The organism is Vibrio harveyi (genome assembly GCF_030060435.1).
GTDB classification, from domain to species: domain Bacteria; phylum Pseudomonadota; class Gammaproteobacteria; order Enterobacterales; family Vibrionaceae; genus Vibrio; species Vibrio harveyi.
This window is the reverse complement of record NZ_CP125875.1, coordinates 635,207-654,271: the sequence shown is the minus strand read 5'-3', so window position 1 is coordinate 654,271 and position 19,065 is coordinate 635,207. Positions and strand designations below refer to the sequence as shown.

The window sequence follows — 19,065 nt, the reverse complement described above, 5'->3', positions numbered from 1 at the left end:
AATTTCACTCATTCCTATCCAGACTTAGTGAGGATATCGACCACTAAGGAGAGTAACCATGGCTGCAGATAAAGATCTGGTCAATTTCAGTGAAGATCATGAGCTCAATTACTGCTTGAGAAGTGCAGGTAAACGTCAAACTCAAGCGAACCGAGACACGCTTGTCGACTTGGGACGACAAGTAAAGCAAGATTTAGGAAAGCGTGTTTTAACGCAAGATGATGTGCGCGGTGCGATACAAAGTAATGGGGAGCTATTTGATTAGCAGCGATCCATAAATGATAAAAAGCGGCACTCCAGGTGCCGCTTCGCGTATTGATTATTTAGACACTTTCTACCTAAGTAACCTCGAGATGCTAGGTTCAGCGAGAATGACTTGGTTTGTAGACGCGACTGCGATTTAAAGGTTTAGTGGGTCTAAATCAAGAATCGGCAACAAAGTATACAAGCCAAGACCCTTATATTTGCAAAGAGTGCCCTTTGGGAGCGTGTCTTTGACTCGCTTTTTTAGTCAAACAAATGGCTGCGTCAAACAACTTGGAAAGAGCTGGCTATTACGCTGCGTTGTTTTCCTTGACCTCGAATCAATGACAACGCTCTGAATCCTGCATCTTGAAGTCACTTGGGTATACGTTTGCCTGTACTCGACTTTGATGTGCTCTTTTTGGAATAGCTGCGCTTCTTGCGTTTAAATGCAGGACGCTCGACCTTAGGAAGGTGACGTAAAGAATCTGGAATAGGACCGGACTTCACCTCGCCCATCAAACCATCGATACGTTGCTCTAACGCCTGCATAAAAGGTTGATAAGCTTGATTTCGCTCTGCCATACCCTGTAATTGGTGTTCCCAATGTGCTGTCATATCGGGATAAGTCGAGTCCATCGGCAAAGCATGGATCAAACCACGACCTGCTGGTGAGCTTAAAATCGACTTTCCCTGACGCGTTAAAAGTTGGCGCTTAAACAAAGTGTCTAAAATGCCGGCTCTGGTCGCTTCTGTTCCCAAACCGTCTGTATCGCGTAAGATCTTCTTCAGTTCTTTGTCTGCTACGTAACGCGCAATCCCAGTCATCGCTTGCAGCAATGTCGCTTCAGTAAAATGCTTTGGAGGTTCTGTCTTACGGTCTTTAATTTCCCCTTCCCGACACGTCAGTACCGTACCTTCTTGTAATGGCGGTACAGCATCGATGCCCTCGTCCTCTTTGTCCGTTTTCCCCATGAGTGCTTTCCACCCCGGAGAAACCAACTGGCGACCTTTAGCGATAAACGTGCCACCAGCGATATCAAATACAAGCTTCGCTTCTGCGTAAATGGCAGCTGGATAGAATTGCATTAAATATTGACGTGCAATGAGTTGATACACCTTCATCTCATTACCTGACAACGCGTTCACATTTGCTTGTTTAGGCGTTGGGATAATTGCGTGGTGAGCATCAACTTTTTTGTCGTTCCACGCTTTGGACTTAATTGACAAATCCGCACCTTGCACCGCACTTTGTAGCTCTTTGGCATTGTTGGAGATAGCAGAGGTAACAGAACCCGCTTGTGCGTAATGCTCCATAGGCAAGTAACGACAATCCGAACGCGGGTAAGTGATCAACTTATGTTTTTCATAGAGAGCCTGACAGGTATCTAGTACTTGTTGTGCGCTCATCCCATAACGTTTAGCAGCATCGATTTGTAACGCAGATAGTGAATAGGGAAGCGGAGCCGATTGCTTGGTTTGCTTTTGTTCTGACTCGGTCACTTTGGCGGGCTGATTGGCAATGCGATTCGCCACGTTCTCTACGAGCTTTCTACTCAGAACACGCCCCTCTTCGTCTTGCCATGGTTTACACGCCTCACTAGGTTTCCAACGCGCACGTATATCAAACGAACCATTTTGATCTTGATATGGAATTAAAGCATGCAGCGTGAAGTAGTCTTTCGGCACAAAGTTCTCGATTTCTTCGTCACGACGCACCACCAGACCTAACACTGGAGTTTGCACCCGCCCTACTGACAAAACACCTTGATAGCCCGCTTTTTGGCCCAGCAAAGTGTAAGCACGCGACATGTTCATTCCGTAAAGCCAATCGGCTCGAGAACGCGCCAAAGCAGAAACAGAAAGAGGAATAAAGTCGCGGTTACTGCGCATCGAGCTTAAGGCTCGTTTTACTGCAGGCAAGTTCAAGTCCGAAATCAACAATCGTTGAGTGGCTTCTTTTTTGGTTTTGGAGAGTTTGCAATAGTCCAGAACCTCATCCACTAACAGTTGCCCTTCTCGATCAGGGTCTCCTGCATGAATGACCTCCGTAGCCTCTTTGAGAAGTTTACGGATCACTGTGAGTTGTTTACTGGCACTCTTCCTCGGTCTCAGTTGCCATTGCTGTGGAACAATCGGTAAATCAGCCAGATTCCATTTCTTATACCGTTCGTCATAAGCGTCAGGCTCTACTTGCTCTAACAGGTGACCAATACACCAAGTTACGACATCGCCGTTTCCACAGCGAATAAAGCCTTGATCTTTCTTTTGAGGATTTGGCAACGCAGCCGCTATAGCGCGACCTAGACTTGGTTTTTCAGCAATAAACAGACGAGACATAAAGTTCAGAAAATCAAAACAATGAGGGGGACATTATCTAATGTCCCCCTCACAAATCAAGAAAAAACTGTACAGATGAACAGTGATAAGGTCACGATTCTAGATTATTGAAACTCAACGAATTGAGACAGTTCACGCTCTGGCACTTTCATTGGCGTACAACCAGGGGTGCCTAAATACAGGAAGCCTACGATTTGGTCTTTGCCTTCAAGACCAAACGCTTGATGTACTTCTGGATGGAACATCCACTTTCCTGAACGCCAAAAGCCTTGGAAACCTTGGGCAACCGCCGCCATTTGCATCGCTTGCACCGCACAACCTGCAGACAGATATTGTTCCAGTTCTGGGACTTTTTCGTGTTCTGTCACTTTAGCAATCACAGTGATAACCATTGGCGCGCGAAAAGGCGCGTTTTTCACTTTTTCTATCACCGCGTCTTCGCTGTTTTCAGCTTCTGCTGCTCTCACAAGGATATCTGACAACTTTTTAAGACCATCCCCTTGAGCAATAACAAAACGCCAAGGCGTCAATCCTGCGTGATCTGGCGCTCGCAGACCTGCACGAATGATATTTTCTAGAGCTTGCCCTTCTGGTGCAGGCTCAGACAACTTGGCAATAGAACGGCGGTTGAGCAAAAGATCGAGAGCTTCCATGAACAAGTCCTTATTAGGTGAGTTATTATTTTTACGCGTTCACTTTAGCATAATCCACTTTGGCAAATAACACTCTGTTTTATAGGGTTTAAAACCATAAAAAAAGCTGCGCACAAGGCGCAGCCACAAAAGGTTAAGAATGAAAAAGATCCGTCACAGATAACTACAGTTTTACAGCAAGTTTGACGCCTTGGCGGATAGCGCGCACCGCATCAAGTTCTCCTGCATGATCTGCGCCGCCAATAATATGCAGTTTTTCACCAAGCTCGTGCCACTTGTCTTCAAATGGACGAACCGACTCTTGCCCGGCACAAATCACCACTTTATCTGCAGCTAACAATTGTTCTTTGCCATTCACATGAATGTGCAAACCAGTATCATCTATCTTGTCGTAAGACACGCCACCATATAAGTGAACACCGCGTTTCTCTAATGTGCGTTTATGAATCCAACCCGTAGTTTTACCCGGACCTTTCCCGACACGACCTTTACGACGTTGTAGAACCCATACTTCTTTATCACTAACAGCGTCGGGATAAGGGTATAAACCGCCCGGTTGAGACATCTCTTTGTCGATTCCCCATTCGTGTAGCCAATCATCCAACGTCTGACCAACTGGCTCAGTGAGCATGGTGGCTACATCGACACCAATACCACCAGCACCAACAATGGCAACTTTCTCGCCTACAGGAGTTTTATCTCGAATGAGTGTTTGATAGTCGATCACTTTTTCTGGATTATCGATGCCATCGATTTTAACTTTACGAGGCTCTACACCCGAAGCCATCACCACTTCATCGTATTCGGTCAATAAGTCATAGTTAGCTTCTGTTTCTAGGTGAAGGTTAACGCCCGTTTCCTCAATGCGATTTGCAAAGTAACGAATCGTTTCACGGAATTCTTCTTTGCCCGGGATTTGCATCGCTAAGCGGAACTGCCCTCCAATGCGGTCATTTTTCTCAAACAGATCCACTTTGTGTCCACGCTCAGCCAATGTAGTAGCACACGCAAGACCGGCAGGACCCGCCCCAATAACGGCAATGTTTTTCTTCTTGAATGCGGGCTCTACGACAATTTCTGTTTCATAACAGGCGAGCGGATTAACCAAACAGCTCGCTCGCTTGCCTTTAAATACGTTATCCAGACACGCTTGGTTGCAACCAATGCAAGTATTAATCAATTGGGACTTCTCTTGTTCAGCCTTAGCGACAAAGTAAGGATCAGCTAAGAAAGGTCGCGCCATTGATACCATATCAGCGTGTCCAGAAGAGAGAATACGTTCAGCTTCGTCAGGGGTATTGATTCGGTTACAAGTAATAATAGGAACCGAAACGTGAGGTTTGACTTTTTCAGTAACCCAAGTAAACGCACCTCGCGGAACTTGAGTCGCAATCGTTGGGATACGAGCCTCGTGCCAACCGATACCCGTATTGATGATGGTTACACCCGCTTCTTCTAGTGCCTTTGCCAGTTCAATCACATCATCAAAGGTGCTGCCTTGCTCAACCAAATCAAGCATAGAGAGTCGGAAAATAATAATGAACTTTTCACCAACCGCTTTGCGCACCGCTTTGACAATTTCAACCGGGAAACGCATGCGTTTTTTGTAGCTGCCGCCCCACTCGTCATAACGCATGTTGGTGCGCTTACATAAAAACTGGTTAATCAAATAACCTTCAGAGCCCATCAGTTCCACGCCATCGTAACCCGCAAGCTGTGCCAATTCAGCACTGTTAGCAAAAGCGTCGATGGTCTTTTTGATCTGACGTTCGCTCATTTCACTAGGTGCAAATTTTGCGATCGGAGCTTTGATTCCCGACGCACTTTGCGCGAATGGGTGCATCGCATAACGTCCGGCATGAAGAATTTGCAAAGCGATTTTGCCACCATGTTTATGTACGGCTTCTGTCACAACCTGGTGTGCTTTAGCGTGTTTCGGCTTACTAAACTCAGCACTCAAAGGGTGTAGTCGACCACGTAAGTTTGGAGAAAAACCACCCGTCACGATAAGACCTACACCGCCCTTCGCACGCTCTTCATAGAACGCCGCAAGCTTTTGTAGTCCTTCTTTGTGTTCTTCTAAACCGGTGTGCATTGATCCCATCAAGACGCGGTTTCGTAGCTGTGTAAAACCTAAGTCCAATGGTTTTAACAAATTTGGGTACATGGCAGACATCACTAAACATCCATTTTTATTGTTGTGGTCTGACCACAGTACGCCGCAAAAACCAAAAAATCAAACAAGCGTTTACATTTTTGCAACACACGTCAATCTCGCGCTAAACTATGCCAATTGTTGAATGAGCGTGATAAGCTAAAAAAATTGTTATCTTTTGAGATCTTAGAGATAAGACCCCATACTTTGTAATATTAGGGAATGACTATCTCGTTATGGAGACAAGATGAAAAAAATCTTCCAATTTATTGGTCTGATATTTAAGGGAATATGGAAAGCCATTACCTTTGTCAGACTTGCTCTGGCAAATTTGATCTTCCTAGTGATGATTGCCGTCTTTTACTTTGCTTTTACATACACTGGTGAAGGTCAACCTACTGTTGAAAAAGAATCGGCTCTTGTGATGAACCTTTCTGGTCCTATCGTTGAGCAGCGCCGTTATGTTAATCCGATGGACTCCGTCGCAGGTTCAATCCTAGGTAACGAAATTCCGAAAGAAAACGTACTCTTCGATATCGTCGATACCATTCGTTACGCCAAAGACGATCCGAAAGTTTCTGGCTTAGTCCTAGCTTTACGCGATATGCCGGAAACCAACCTGACCAAGCTTCGCTACATCGCCAAAGCGTTGAACGAATTTAAAACGTCAGGCAAGCCTGTCTATGCCGTCGGGGACTTCTACAACCAGAGCCAATACTACCTGGCAAGTTATGCAGATAAAGTGTTCCTAGCACCTGATGGTGGCGTGTTGATCAAGGGTTACAGCTCTTACTCAATGTACTACAAAACCTTGTTAGAGAAGCTGGACGTATCAACACACGTATTCCGTGTTGGTACCTACAAATCCGCAATTGAGCCCTTCATCCGTGACGATATGTCTGATGCAGCGAAAGAATCAGCAACACGCTGGATAACCCAACTTTGGAGTGCCTTTGTCGATGACGTTGCGACTAACCGTAACATTGATGCAAAAGTACTAAACCCAACAATGGATGAGCTCCTTGCTGAAATGAAATCCGTTGATGGTGATCTTGCACAACTTGCTGTGAAAATGGGTCTAGTAGATGAACTTGCAACGCGTCAAGACGTTCGAAAGTTATTCGCAAAAGAATTTGGTAGTGATGGCAAGGACAGTTACAACGCAATTGGTTACTACGATTACCTAGCGACCATGCGCCCTAACTTAATGCCGTCTGAAAATGACATTGCTGTTGTCGTCGCGAGCGGTGCGATTATGGATGGTCAGCAACCACGTGGCACTGTTGGTGGCGATACGGTTGCAAGCCTACTACGCCAAGCTCGTAATGACGACAAGGTAAAAGCAGTCGTACTTCGAGTGGACAGCCCTGGCGGTAGTGCATTTGCTTCAGAAGTGATCCGTAATGAAGTGGAAGCGCTTAAAGAAGCAGGTAAACCTGTGGTCGTATCTATGTCTAGCCTTGCTGCTTCAGGTGGTTACTGGATCTCAATGAGCGCAGACAAGATCGTTGCTCAACCAACAACGCTGACAGGCTCAATTGGTATCTTCAGTGTGATCACTACATTTGAAAAAGGCTTCACTAAACTTGGTATCAGCACCGATGGCGTAGGCACTTCACCATTCTCAGGTGACGGTATCACAACGGGATTGTCTGAAGGTGCGTCTCAAGCATTCCAGCTTGGCATTGAGCACGGTTACAAGCGCTTTATTTCACTGGTGGGGTCCAACCGTGATATGTCTGTGGAAGACGTCGACAAAGTGGCACAAGGTCGAGTTTGGACAGGTCAAGACGCAATGTCATTCGGCTTGGTGGACCAAATGGGTGACTTCGATGATGCGGTAGAACTGGCTGCGAAATTAGCAGAAGTCGACAACTACGATATCTACTGGGTCGAAGAGCCACTATCGCCAACAGAACAACTGATCCAAGAGTTTATGAATCAGGTCAAAGTATCTCTCGGTATCGACGCGACTGCGTTTTTACCAAAGAGCCTTCAACCTGTCGCTCAACAATTTGAGCAAGACGCAAGCATGCTGCAAAGCTTTAACGATCCAAAAGGTCAATATGCGTTCTGTTTGAACTGCCAAGTGCAATAGCTTTCCTAGCTTAGCCAAAAAGGGGCGTCTCTGTGCGAGATGCCCCTTTTTATTAGGTTTCATTTCGCTATAATCCCCGCCACTGTTCCCCTACATGAAGTAAAGTAGAACGATGACTAGAAAACATATCTACATCGCTTACACCGGTGGCACCATCGGTATGCAAAAATCGGATCACGGCTACGTGCCTGTGGCTGGCTTTATGGAAAAGCAACTAGCCAGTATGCCCGAGTTCCACCGTCCAGAAATGCCGGAATACACTATCCACGAGTACGAACCACTGATCGACTCTTCAGATATGACGCCTGCTGACTGGCAGCAAATCGCAGACGACATCCGTGACAACTACGAAAAATATGATGGTTTTGTGATTTTGCATGGTACTGACACCATGGCATACACCGCTTCAGCCTTGTCTTTCATGTTGGAAAATTTAGGTAAGCCCGTTATCGTGACAGGCTCACAGATTCCGTTGGCTGAGCTACGCTCAGACGGACAAGCAAACCTCCTTAATGCCCTGCACATTGCGGCCAACTACCCAATCAACGAAGTAACACTGTTCTTCAACAACCAGTTGATGCGTGGTAACCGTAGTACCAAATCTCACGCAGATGGATTCAATGCCTTTACTTCACCTAACCTGCCACCGCTTTTGGAAGCAGGGATCAATATCCAAATCAGTAACAATGTTACGGTTGGTGCAAAACCAGAAGGTGAGTTCAAAGTACACAACATCACGCCACAGCCAATTGGTGTGATCACCATGTACCCTGGCATTTCACACGAAGTAATCCGCAACACGCTACGCCAACCAGTTAACGCTATGATCCTGTTGACGTTCGGTGTAGGTAACGCACCACAAAACCCTGAGCTACTTGGCCATTTAAAAGAAGCCTCAGAACGTGGAGTGATCGTCGTAAACCTGACTCAATGTTTGGCAGGTAAAGTGAACATGGGCGGCTATGCGACAGGTTGTGCCCTGGCAGATTCTGGCGTGATCAGCGGCTTTGATATGACACCAGAAGCGGCACTTGCGAAACTTCACTATCTTCTAAGCCAAAACTTGTCGTATGAAGAGATCAAACTGAAGATGCAAGAAGTGCTTCAAGGTGAAATGAGTCTATAACACGTTAATGACTCCACCGAACACGAAAAAGCCCAATCGAAATGATTGGGCTTTTTACATCTAAAAGGTGAATCAGTTGAGGTTTGGATTAACTCGAACGATGTCACTCTCTTCTTGTTTAAACTGTTTTTTCAATTCTTGCTTGGACTTAAAGCTGATTTCACCACCAGCGGCAACCGTCATATGTTGAGCTTCAGTATTATGTTTTGATTGATACAACATCACAGCTTGCATACATGAGTCTCGCTGCTCTTGAGAAAGTGGTGTACCCTCGGGCCATCTACCTGTTTCTACTGCGTAAACCAATCGATCATAGACTTCTGGAGTTATCGCATCTAATAATTGTTCTGCGTCCATAATGTACCTTCTTATTACATTCTATTTACAGAACATAACGGTATAGAAAACAGAGTCAAGAACCTGAAAATGAATTGGTGTAACGGATCACAAGCAAAACCATGAAACGAACATACTGGTTACTAGCAAGCCTTTTCAGCCTAACATTAACTGGCTGCTTTGAAGGCAATGTCACAACGGAAGAATTGTGTCAAAACAACCCCAAACTTCGCTGCGAGAAGTTAAATATGGACGATGGTCAATGTCGAATTCCGCGAACGAATCTTGTCTGGCATCGTTTTGAATTGCTCAAGAGCCCGACCGAAGCCAATCAAGTGATCGAATATGGCTTGGTGGCAGAGTACCGCAAGTGTCTAGAACTCGCTTCGCAAATCACGCCTATCGATCAAAGTGCGTTAAAACGTAAACGCTTTGATGCCTTGGTGCACAGCATTGATGAACTAGATCGCATTGTGAATGAACTCAAAGGTACAAAAGACCCTGCCACTTTCTATTTTTTATGGTCGCAAACAGGTGACACACAAGCTCGCCGACAGTTTTTACAAATGGAAGGTTCGCCAGAACTGAATACAGCAGAAATGCAATACGCCTTGGCAACGTTCTATACCAACCGCGATCAGCAAAAAACATTAACATTACTTCATAATTCACTATCGATGTCGAATGAGGACAACTTAAACCCTGAGATTTTAAAATCCTTAGCAAGCATCAACCAAGGTCAGGGAAACAAAGCACAAGCGTACTTGTGGGCAATGGTGGCTAAACGCTTCGATGTTCCCCTTGCAGATGAGCAGCAGTTAAAACGCATGTTCAACTTTGCACAGCCAGAGAAATATGAACAATTAGACGATCTTGCTAAATCAATATCTAAGGCAATAGAGAAAGGAAATTATTCACCAAGGATGATCCCAAGCGATTTATAAAATAAAAAAACTCCCATTCATATAGGGAGTTTTTTTATTTGTAGAGTAATCGTTTGTCTTATATTAATTGAAAGGATGAAACATTCTTTCAGTCCAAAATGGCGTTATTGGTCGGATTTGTTGAAAATTAACGACACTGAGTTTACACAATAGCGTTCGCCTGTTGTTTGCGGTCCATCTTCAAAAACGTGACCTAAATGGCTGTCACAAGCCGCACATCGGATCTCTGTACGAACCATTCCGTGACTTAGATCTTTTAGATAGCGCACCGCGGTATCATTAATTGGTGCATCAAAACTTGGCCATCCACACCCTGAATCGTACTTGTTATCGGAGATAAATAGAGGGGCATCACAACATGTGCAGGTATACACACCTGTGTCTTTATTGTGAAGCAGTTTACCGCTGAACGGAGCCTCTGTACCATGCTCACGACACACGCGAAACTCTTCCTCTGAAAGCTGCTCACGCCACTGTTCATCGGACTTCGTTACTTTTCTTCCGCTTTGTTCTACCAATTTCTGTTCCTTATTTCTTATTTTTGGCAATGACTTTTTTAGCAAAAAACTTGCTTCTCGTAACAGTTGTAGCACATACTTTCTCACCAGGACACCATGTGTAATTAATTTGATACGAGTTCTTATCTCGAAAGTTATATTACGCCAACTGGAATGTAGAATAACCAGTTAAAAGTTTAAAAAACGAGCATTTGCGAAGAATTGTTAAAAAAAGCGTCGCTTTTTTTTGACTTTAAACAAGTTAAGTCCGATTATCTGTTGCAGATGTTTACTGGATTTTGTAATTTTACTACCAGTTATCTTTAATCAGAAATTAAGTTGTGGAGCAACTATAATGACTATCAAAGTAGGTATTAACGGTTTTGGCCGTATCGGTCGTTTCGTATTCCGTGCAGCGCAAGAGCGCAACGACATCGAAGTTGTAGGTATTAACGACCTTATCGACGTAGATTACATGGCATACATGCTTAAGTACGACTCAACTCACGGCCGTTTCAACGGTACTGTTGAAGTTGAAGGCGGTAACCTAATCGTTAACGGTAAAACTGTACGTGTAACTGCAGAGCGCAACCCAGAAGACCTAAAATGGGACGCAATCGGTGTTGACGTAGTAGCTGAAGCAACTGGTCTTTTCCTAACTGACGAGACTGCACGTAAGCACATCACTGCTGGCGCGAAGAAAGTTGTTCTAACTGGTCCTTCAAAAGACGCTACTCCAATGTTCGTAATGGGCGTTAACCACGCTACTTACGCTGGTCAAGACATCGTTTCTAACGCTTCTTGTACTACTAACTGTCTAGCGCCTATCGCTAAAGTTCTTAACGACAAGTTCGGTATCGAATCTGGTCTTATGACTACAGTTCACGCTACTACAGCAACTCAAAAAACTGTAGACGGTCCTTCTGCTAAAGACTGGCGCGGTGGTCGTGGTGCTTCTCAAAACATCATCCCATCATCAACTGGTGCTGCTAAAGCTGTAGGCGTTGTTCTTCCTGAACTAAACGGCAAACTAACTGGTATGGCTTTCCGCGTACCAACAGCTAACGTTTCTGTAGTTGACCTAACAGTTAACCTAAAAGAAGGCGCATCTTACGAAGCTATCTGTGCAGCAATGAAAGAAGCTTCTGAAGGCGAACTAGCTGGCGTACTAGGCTACACTGAAGACCAAGTTGTTTCTCAAGACTTCATCGGCGAAGTTCAAACTTCAGTATTTGATGCTAAAGCTGGTATCGCTCTAACTGATAACTTCGTTAAAGTTGTATCTTGGTACGACAACGAAATCGGTTACTCAAACAAAGTTCTAGACCTAATCGCTCACATCTCTAAGTAATTAGACAGTTAGCAATTAGCGAATAACTTCGTTAAAGAAAAGGCGGCTCTAGAGTCGCCTTTTTTGTATCTGGAATTTGAGAGAATATAAAATCGATATAACATCTGTTCTGCAAGTATCGACAACGCTCTCCCCCAGCTATAGGAAATAACACATGGATTTAAAAACTCTCCCAGCACTCACTGTGTTATCTGACAATGTCACTATCGTTGAAGTTGATCAGGTTAAAGTCGTCCGCATTATTCATGAGAAAGCAACGGCAGGCATCGCGCTACATGGCGGTCACGTTGTGTCATTTACACCAGCGGGTAAAGAAGACCTCATCTGGATGAGTGAGAAAGCAATTTTTGATGGTAAAGCAGCACTTCGCGGTGGTATTCCTGTCTGTTGGCCTTGGTTTGGTCGCATTGCGGCACCGGCTCATGGCTTTGCTCGCACGGCGGAATGGGAACTAGTTGAACACCGCGAAAATGATAATGGCGTGATCGTTGAACTCGCTCTATTCCCAACTGAAGAAACTCACGACATCTGGCCACACATGTTTGATGCTCGCTTGATGGTTGAAATCAGCGACCAATTGAAAGTGACATTAAAAGTCACCAACATCGATGATGCAGAGTGGACATTCTCTGGTGCACTGCATACCTACTTAAACGTTGGTGATATCAAGCAAGCACAAACAACAGGCATGGGACCTGAATACATCGACAGCTTAAAAGAAGGTGAAATCTGCCAAGGCGGTGATGTCCTTCAACTGACTGATACGATTGACCGTGTTTACACTCAACCAGAAGCACAAATCTTGGTGAAAGACGCGGTACTGAATCGCACACTAAGTGTAGAAAACCAAGGTCATAACTCTGCGGTATTGTGGAACCCTTGGGCTACAGGCGCACAAGGTATGGGTGATATGGCAGACAATGGTTACGAGACCATGCTGTGTGTTGAGTCCACGGTACATGCACCAAGTATCAAGCAAGGCAAAACCTTGCAGCCAGGCGAGACTCACGAGCTTATTACTGTGATTTCTGCCCATTAACACTACTCAAAGGTCGGTTCAACCGACCTTTTTGCCACCAGCAGGCACAAGGTTTGGGTAGCCAGTGCCATACTTTAAAGTACAAGCATCGGAGCAAAAGCACATTCGTCTAAATAAGGTCCGTATGATGAAACACACTGTTTTCTTGATACCACTGTTCGCTACCCTTTTATTTGGATGTATACCCAAGTAACCTTTGAAAGGTTCTACGAGACGAACAAACCGTTTAAGAAAATTGAAGGGCTAACCTTCGACAATCAGAACCAAGCTTCAAAGATGAATGCTTTCATACGTCCCGTCGAGTCAGACAACCAGTGGAAATCAGTCCAAGTCATCGACTATTACCGATAAGCTCATCTGTGTTATTTCGTGCCATAACGAATAATCGATTCTCGATAAAGCGAAAGTAGTGCCTCATTCTTCACTCCTACCCCGACATTTTGTGCAGAGAATACGCTCCATTCATCATTCATATATTTGCGCTGATCGGCTTTCTGGATCGTCATACCTTCTGCCGGTCCATCAGTAACCACTCTTACAGCCCCACAACGCAGATTGAAGAGTGTTGGGTCAATCACATAGGCAATAGCGGAAGGATCGTGAACATGACATCCATCCATCCCTACCTTTTCCGAATAAAACTTCAGGTAGTAACGGCTCACATCCCAAATAAACTGCCCCACTTCCCCTGCATCATCTCGAAGTTGATCAAGGTATTGACCAGTAAAGAAGCTCTCCTCTGTGACATCTAACCCAATAATCACCACCGGCCATGATGCAGTAAATACCTTGTCTGCGGCATGAGGATCATCATGAATATTTGCTTCTGCGTATGGCGTGACATTGCCTCTATGGTCGTTCTCACCAAAAGCGCCACCCATCACAACCACTTCCTTAACTAAGTGAACAATTTCAGGGTCCGCTTCCAGTGCCAGAGCAAGGTTAGTAAGTGGGCCAACAGCCACTAAGGTAATCTCTCCCGGCTGCTCACGAACACTATCGATAATGTACTGATAAGCGGGCTTATCAATAGCAGTTACATTCAGTGAGCTTGGTGCCTTCACATCGCCAAAGCCTTCTTCGCCATGCACGACAACCGTCGCTCCGACAGGTGCTTTTATTAAAGGTTTATCCGCCCCCTTGGCAACGATAGCATTCATACCAAACTTCTGTTTTAGGTACAGCGCGTTGTGAGTCGCATTGTCTATGGTCGCATTACCATAAACGGTAGTGATACCCATAAGCTCGATATCCGGATGAGCTTCTGCAAAAAGAATAGCCATCGCATCATCGATACCTGGGTCTGTGTCTAGAATGATTTTCTTTGTCATATGAGCATCTATTTCACGCAAGAAAACACTAACAATACCTATAAAAAACAAGGATAAACGTGACAAAAATCTAAGGTATGAGTTTTGTCATCTTACATCTCTAGGCGACAACTCGATCTAGCGAAAGGAAATTGGTCATCATTGCTCCAACTTAAAATCAAAGTTTCGAGCTTTTTTTGAAAGAAAATTGCTTAATTAACGGTCAGTTAGTGCCTAAGCTATTGGTTGCGGTGGTTTTTTGACAACTAACTTAATAAAAATCAAAAAAACACGTCATATAAATCGATAGCATGCCGATACAAGATTTATAACATCGAAAAATATCAGGAATGACACTACATGCTAGACAATTATCGAAACCAAAGTGTCGGTTTTCAGCTAAAGCTGGTAATCACGCTGTGTCTACTCATCGCATTTTCAAGCATTGCTGCGCTTGTTTATCAAAACGCTTCTAACGTACTTTTAGAAAACACCCTCAAAGAACACCAATCTAAAGTTGAATCGATGGCAAAAACCATTGCCGGTCAATTCAACGCTTATTTACACACGGCAGAAGTTCTGGAATCAACTTTCCGTAATGGGTATCTAGCTGGTGTATATGTAGAGAATTACACTGTCGACTTTCAAGGTCACCAGGTTCCAAACATTACCCAATACAGCGAAAGCCTGATTGGTGATACAAAATTGGTGGATACCTTTACGCGTGATACTGGCGCTATCGCAACGCTTTTTGCCCCACTAGGAAATGATTTCATTCGTGTTGCAACATCATTAAAAGATCCTCAAGGTAAGCGAGCTCTGGGAACGACACTTGGTCAAAATCACCCGGGCTATCAGAAACTTATGAGTGGTCAGCCTTACTACGCACAAATCAAACTTTATGGTGAGCGCTACATCACCTACTACGCCCCTTTAAAAGATGCAAATGGTAAGGTCCAAGGAATTTCTTTTATCGGTCTCCCTGTTGAGCGCGCGACACAAGATCTCTTCAACTCATTAAAGACTGTAAAATGGGGAGATACGGGTTACACCATTATCTTGGATAATGAGAAAAGTAACCAAGGTCACTACCTTCTTCATCCAACACGAACAGAAAGTGAGCCACCGATTCAAGAAGTTGCTGACTACAACGGTAACAAGCCTTTCCACCAATTATTCGAACAAGACAGTGGTCTGATTCGATACCCATTTGAATATCAAGGAACGGTAGGTGAGAAATACCTTGTTTACACTCAAGTGCCTGGTTGGAATTGGAAGCTGTTGGGTGGCACATTTATCCACGAAGTGACCAAAGGCAGCCAAACGTTGCTTAAACTGATCGCGACTATCTCTGTCATTGTTGCTGCGGCGACATTTTTGGTGCTGACATTGGTTCTAAACCGCATGCTAAACCCACTCACTGTACTGAACGGTTATATGAACCGCTTAGCGAAAGGTGAAGTAAGTATTGATATTCCTGCATCAGGAAAAGCGTCTAAAAATGAAATCATTAACCTGAACAACGGCGTCGCTAACATGGCGGGGCAATTGAACGAGTTAGTTGGTCAAATTCGAACAACAAGCGACCAAGTTGAGAGCAACTCAACAAGTGTTGTGGATGATGCGAACCGCAACTTGATGCAATCCGATCTTCAGCAAGAACAGGTTGAACAAGTTGTGACTGCGATTGAGGAGATGGCATCATCCGCTCAATCTGTCGCACAACAGGTTGAACAAATTGCAGAAAACGTCCGCTCTGCAAACACAGATAGCCAATCTGGTTTGGGCGTAGTTGAAGGGGTTTGCATTGATGTGGCACAGCTCAACGATCAGCTAGACCAATCTGCGGCAGCGATTGAGCAAGTAAACCGTGATAGTGAAAGCATCCAAACTGTCACGAAAATGATTGATGAAATTGCTGAGCAAACTAACCTACTCGCTCTTAATGCTGCAATTGAAGCGGCGCGAGCTGGTGAGCAGGGTCGTGGCTTTGCGGTCGTAGCAGATGAAGTTCGTACACTGGCTCATCGCACTCAAACCTCGGTGAAAGACGTTGTGGAAATCATTGAGAAACTTAAAGGCTCAACAAGCAATGCCGTAAGCATGATGACGGAAAGTCAGCAAAACGCGAATAAGGTACTTGATAAAGCACAAGAAGCAGGCACTGCGCTTGAAGCCATTGCGGGTCAAGTTCAATCCATCGCCTCTCAAGCAGACGCAATTGCGGCAACGTCTGAAGAACAAGCACAAGTTTCTCAAGAAATCGCGGCAAATGCTCACTCTATCAGTGAGTTGAACCGTGAAAGCCGTGACACGAGTGCAAAAACATCACACAGTGCGACCGAGCTGCAACAGCAAGCACAAAACTTGAAACACCAAGTGGACTTCTTCCACTAAGCCATCAAGTAAAACCATCAAAGAGCCGATATTTTCGGCTCTTTTTTGTTTCGCTTACCCACCCCCTTTTTGATAGAATCTGCCGCCCTACTTCTTGTCCAGAGATCGTCATGAACTATCAATGTCCTCTATGTCATCAACCTCTTGAGCTCACCGCAAAGACGTTTAAATGTGAAAACAATCATCAATTCGACCTAGCGAAAGAAGGCTACGTAAACTTGATGCCAGCACACCACAAACGCTCAAAAGATCCAGGTGACAACAAAGAGATGATGCAGGCGCGTCGTCGCTTTCTTGAGGGAAATCATTACGACCCAATGCGCCAAGAAGTCGCTCGTCTTTGTGCAACCTATACTCAAGGTACAAGTCATCAGTTATTGGATATTGGCTGTGGTGAAGGTTACTACACAGACCAAGTTCAGCGCTCATTACATGCACAAGATGAAAACGCCAATGTCTATGGGTTAGATATCTCAAAAGTCGCTATTCGTTATGCGTCTAAACGCTACCCACATTGCGATTTCAGTGTTGCATCAAGCCATCGGCTACCATATGCAGATCGGTCTCTGGATGCTATTTTGCGCATCTATGCACCATGCAAAGCAGAAGAATTGCAGCGTGTTATCAAAGACAATGGTGTGGTGATCACTGTGACGCCAGCGGGTCGCCACTTGTATCAGTTCCGCGAACGCATTTATCAAGAAGTTCGCCTGCACAATGAAGAGCCAGAGCACATCGAAGGTTTCGAATTAGAGTACCAACAGAAGCTGAACTACACCATGGACTTAAAAGATGGCGTCGCATTCGATTTGCTGCAAATGACACCATTCGCATGGAAAGCCAGCGATGAACTTCGTGACGAGCTAAAGTCATCTACACTTTTCCAATGTGAGGCTGACTTTATGTTGCGTGTCTACCGTAAGAAAACGACTCAAGCAGGTACCGAAGAATAAATGTAACGCTAATTATTCTCATTACCATTGATTCATTTATCAGCCTCCATTAATATCGTTCGGACATTTTTGGAGGCTTTTTAATGCGCTTTTCTACACTAAGTCTGATTTTTGCAGGCTTGCTAACTGGCTGTGCTTCAAACGCACCCACCGCTCCTGACGCGATAACTGGTGACGTAACCAGTTTCTATGACTACCAGCTACATGACCCTGCTGGTAAAGCCATCTCAATCAATCAATTACCCTCTGAATTACAACAAGCAGACGTTATTTTAATTGGTGAATGGCACACTCACGCAGGTATCCATCGTTTTCAAACAGATATGCTCAAACAGCTGTCAAAGACAGACCGTCCTATAGCACTTTCAATGGAACAAGTTACTCGCGACAAACAAGCTATCTTAGACGCTTACCTTGATGGAGAGATTGGCGAGCAGTACTTCATGAAGCAGAGCAACGCATGGCCGAACTACGAAAGCGATTACCGTCCTTTGGTGGAATTTGCTAAGCAAGCCGATATTCCTGTGATCGCAGCAAACGCACCGAAGAACATCGTTCGCTGTATCGGTCGTCAGGGTGCGGAATACATAAATAAGCTCGACAGTGACGAGCGCAGCTTCATCGCTGATGAAGTAAATACGGCAAACAGCCCATACAAAGAAAAGTTCATGGCATCTATGCACCATGGCAAGCCAGAGCAAACAGAGAAACAATACGCCGCTCAGGTTACTTGGGATGAAACGATGGCGGACTCGATCGTCAAATACCTTGCAAAACACCCTGACACTCAAGTCGTGCATATAGCCGGTAAGTTCCACACAGAAGATGGTTTGGGCACTGCTGCTTCCATTTTACGCCGTAACCCAGACCTAAAAGTCGTTGTTATTACCCCAACAGCAGAGGTTACTTCGGAAAGTTCGGATTACCAACTAGAAGTACTTTCTCCACCAGTTCGTTATGTACAAGATGCCAACCGAATGGCAGCGTACAAGCACCTAGCAACACGCAACAGTGACCTTCAATGTAAGTAATCAGAAGCATCTTACAACCGATATAGAGAAATAGGTCTGCTTTTTGCAAGCAACTTGGTTTGTATACCTAAGAAGCGGCAAAAACAGACCTATTTTTTTCTGATTGATTCAAGATATATCTATTGCCGTCGATATAAAGATAACTGCTTTTTACCTGCACTCAATCAGAGAGTGTCGTTGTTCGAAGGGGTAACAGATGAATCCAGTAGGAAGCAATTCAGTCAATACATACGCTGCTCAACAAAATAAAGTTGAACAAGCGAAAGCCAGCGAAAAAATCACCGATGGCGCACCATTAAAGATTGAGCAAAATAAAGTATCACTCTCTAGTGAAGGGAAAGCACTACTCGCTGCGCTTCAGCAAATCGATCATGAAAGCAAGAAAGCGGAACTCGAAAACCAAACCGTTGGCGACAAAGTCGAATCTTTTGCTCATGGAGCGCTGGGTATGGACCATCCTCACACTATCGAAGAAGAGGAAGATGGCTCTTACTCAGCAGGTCAATATCTTTCAGCAGCCCTCACGGTTGGTGGTATCATCTTAGCTCTTGTTTAGGGGTTAACCGTTTAGCATCAGGTTAAACAAGAGTTT

Annotated in this window: 16 protein-coding genes; 10 read left to right on the top strand and 6 right to left on the bottom strand. The window is 44.7% G+C overall.

All coding sequences use genetic code 11. From position 1 onward, the window contains the following. Positions 1–58 precede the first annotated feature (58 nt). The gene (locus QMY49_RS03045; RefSeq protein ID WP_005444646.1) at positions 59–265 is read left to right on the top strand and encodes a hypothetical protein; all 207 of its coding nucleotides are present in this window, start codon (positions 59–61) and stop codon (positions 263–265) included. 353 nt (positions 266–618) lie between these two features. Here the strand turns inward: QMY49_RS03045 and QMY49_RS03040 are convergent, their stop codons facing one another. The 3 genes from QMY49_RS03040 to QMY49_RS03030 form a co-directional block, all read right to left on the bottom strand. After that, positions 619–2,583, bottom strand: a complete 1,965-nt coding sequence (locus tag QMY49_RS03040; protein ID WP_017817824.1) for a DNA topoisomerase III — start codon at positions 2,581–2,583, stop codon at positions 619–621. A 104-nt stretch (positions 2,584–2,687) separates the two neighbouring features. Continuing rightward, a complete protein-coding gene (locus tag QMY49_RS03035; protein WP_005444644.1) occupies positions 2,688–3,236 on the bottom strand; it encodes an NAD(P)H nitroreductase in 549 nt (182 codons plus the stop codon). A gap of 163 nt (positions 3,237–3,399) precedes the next feature. Beyond that, positions 3,400–5,412 carry an NADPH-dependent 2,4-dienoyl-CoA reductase gene (locus tag QMY49_RS03030; RefSeq protein ID WP_009698533.1) on the bottom strand — a complete coding sequence of 671 codons (2,013 nt, stop codon included), beginning with the start codon at positions 5,410–5,412 and terminating at the stop codon, positions 3,400–3,402. Positions 5,413–5,638: 226 nt separating this feature from the next. On the opposite strand from QMY49_RS03030, the gene sppA reads away from it, so the two are divergent. Together sppA and ansA are read left to right on the top strand one after the other, a co-directional pair. Beyond that, complete coding sequence (sppA, locus tag QMY49_RS03025) at positions 5,639–7,489, top strand: signal peptide peptidase SppA (protein ID WP_005444641.1); 1,851 nt, start codon at positions 5,639–5,641, stop codon at positions 7,487–7,489. Positions 7,490–7,601: 112 nt separating this feature from the next. Next, positions 7,602–8,615, top strand: a complete 1,014-nt coding sequence (gene ansA, locus QMY49_RS03020) for an asparaginase (RefSeq protein ID WP_283312745.1) — start codon at positions 7,602–7,604, stop codon at positions 8,613–8,615. 72 nt (positions 8,616–8,687) lie between these two features. Here the strand turns inward: ansA and QMY49_RS03015 are convergent, their stop codons facing one another. Continuing rightward, the gene (locus QMY49_RS03015) at positions 8,688–8,972 is read right to left on the bottom strand and encodes a YeaC family protein (RefSeq protein WP_005444637.1); all 285 of its coding nucleotides are present in this window, start codon (positions 8,970–8,972) and stop codon (positions 8,688–8,690) included. 101 nt (positions 8,973–9,073) lie between these two features. Between QMY49_RS03015 and QMY49_RS03010 the strand changes: the two genes are divergently transcribed. Then, on the top strand, positions 9,074–9,895 hold the full coding sequence (locus tag QMY49_RS03010; protein ID WP_283312742.1) for a DUF2989 domain-containing protein: 822 nt from the start codon (positions 9,074–9,076) through the stop codon (positions 9,893–9,895). 104 nt (positions 9,896–9,999) lie between these two features. Here QMY49_RS03010 and msrB read toward each other — a convergent pair whose 3' ends face one another. Continuing rightward, entirely contained in the window at positions 10,000–10,413 is a 414-nt protein-coding gene (gene msrB / locus QMY49_RS03005; protein WP_005452043.1) for a peptide-methionine (R)-S-oxide reductase MsrB, read from the bottom strand. Between the two features lie 334 nt (positions 10,414–10,747). On the opposite strand from msrB, the gene gap reads away from it, so the two are divergent. Then, positions 10,748–11,743: a type I glyceraldehyde-3-phosphate dehydrogenase gene (gap, locus tag QMY49_RS03000; RefSeq protein WP_005452046.1), complete on the top strand. Its 996-nt coding sequence runs from the start codon at positions 10,748–10,750 to the stop codon at positions 11,741–11,743. Positions 11,744–11,897: 154 nt separating this feature from the next. Beyond that, positions 11,898–12,782, top strand: a complete 885-nt coding sequence (locus QMY49_RS02995) for a D-hexose-6-phosphate mutarotase (protein WP_009698535.1) — start codon at positions 11,898–11,900, stop codon at positions 12,780–12,782. Between the two features lie 362 nt (positions 12,783–13,144). On the opposite strand, the gene QMY49_RS02990 is transcribed toward QMY49_RS02995, so the two are convergent. Then, positions 13,145–14,113 carry a nucleoside hydrolase gene (locus QMY49_RS02990; protein ID WP_053050166.1) on the bottom strand — a complete coding sequence of 323 codons (969 nt, stop codon included), beginning with the start codon at positions 14,111–14,113 and terminating at the stop codon, positions 13,145–13,147. A 339-nt stretch (positions 14,114–14,452) separates the two neighbouring features. Between QMY49_RS02990 and QMY49_RS02985 the strand changes: the two genes are divergently transcribed. From QMY49_RS02985 to QMY49_RS02970, 4 genes are all read left to right on the top strand, one after another. Continuing rightward, a complete protein-coding gene (locus QMY49_RS02985; protein WP_009698536.1) occupies positions 14,453–16,489 on the top strand; it encodes a methyl-accepting chemotaxis protein in 2,037 nt (678 codons plus the stop codon). Positions 16,490–16,599: 110 nt separating this feature from the next. Beyond that, positions 16,600–17,442, top strand: a complete 843-nt coding sequence (gene rlmA, locus QMY49_RS02980) for a 23S rRNA (guanine(745)-N(1))-methyltransferase (RefSeq protein WP_017189340.1) — start codon at positions 16,600–16,602, stop codon at positions 17,440–17,442. A gap of 83 nt (positions 17,443–17,525) precedes the next feature. Beyond that, complete coding sequence (locus QMY49_RS02975; RefSeq protein ID WP_053053025.1) at positions 17,526–18,473, top strand: ChaN family lipoprotein; 948 nt, start codon at positions 17,526–17,528, stop codon at positions 18,471–18,473. Between the two features lie 196 nt (positions 18,474–18,669). Next, the gene (locus tag QMY49_RS02970; RefSeq protein WP_005452054.1) at positions 18,670–19,029 is read left to right on the top strand and encodes a hypothetical protein; all 360 of its coding nucleotides are present in this window, start codon (positions 18,670–18,672) and stop codon (positions 19,027–19,029) included. Positions 19,030–19,065: the final 36 nt, after the last annotated feature.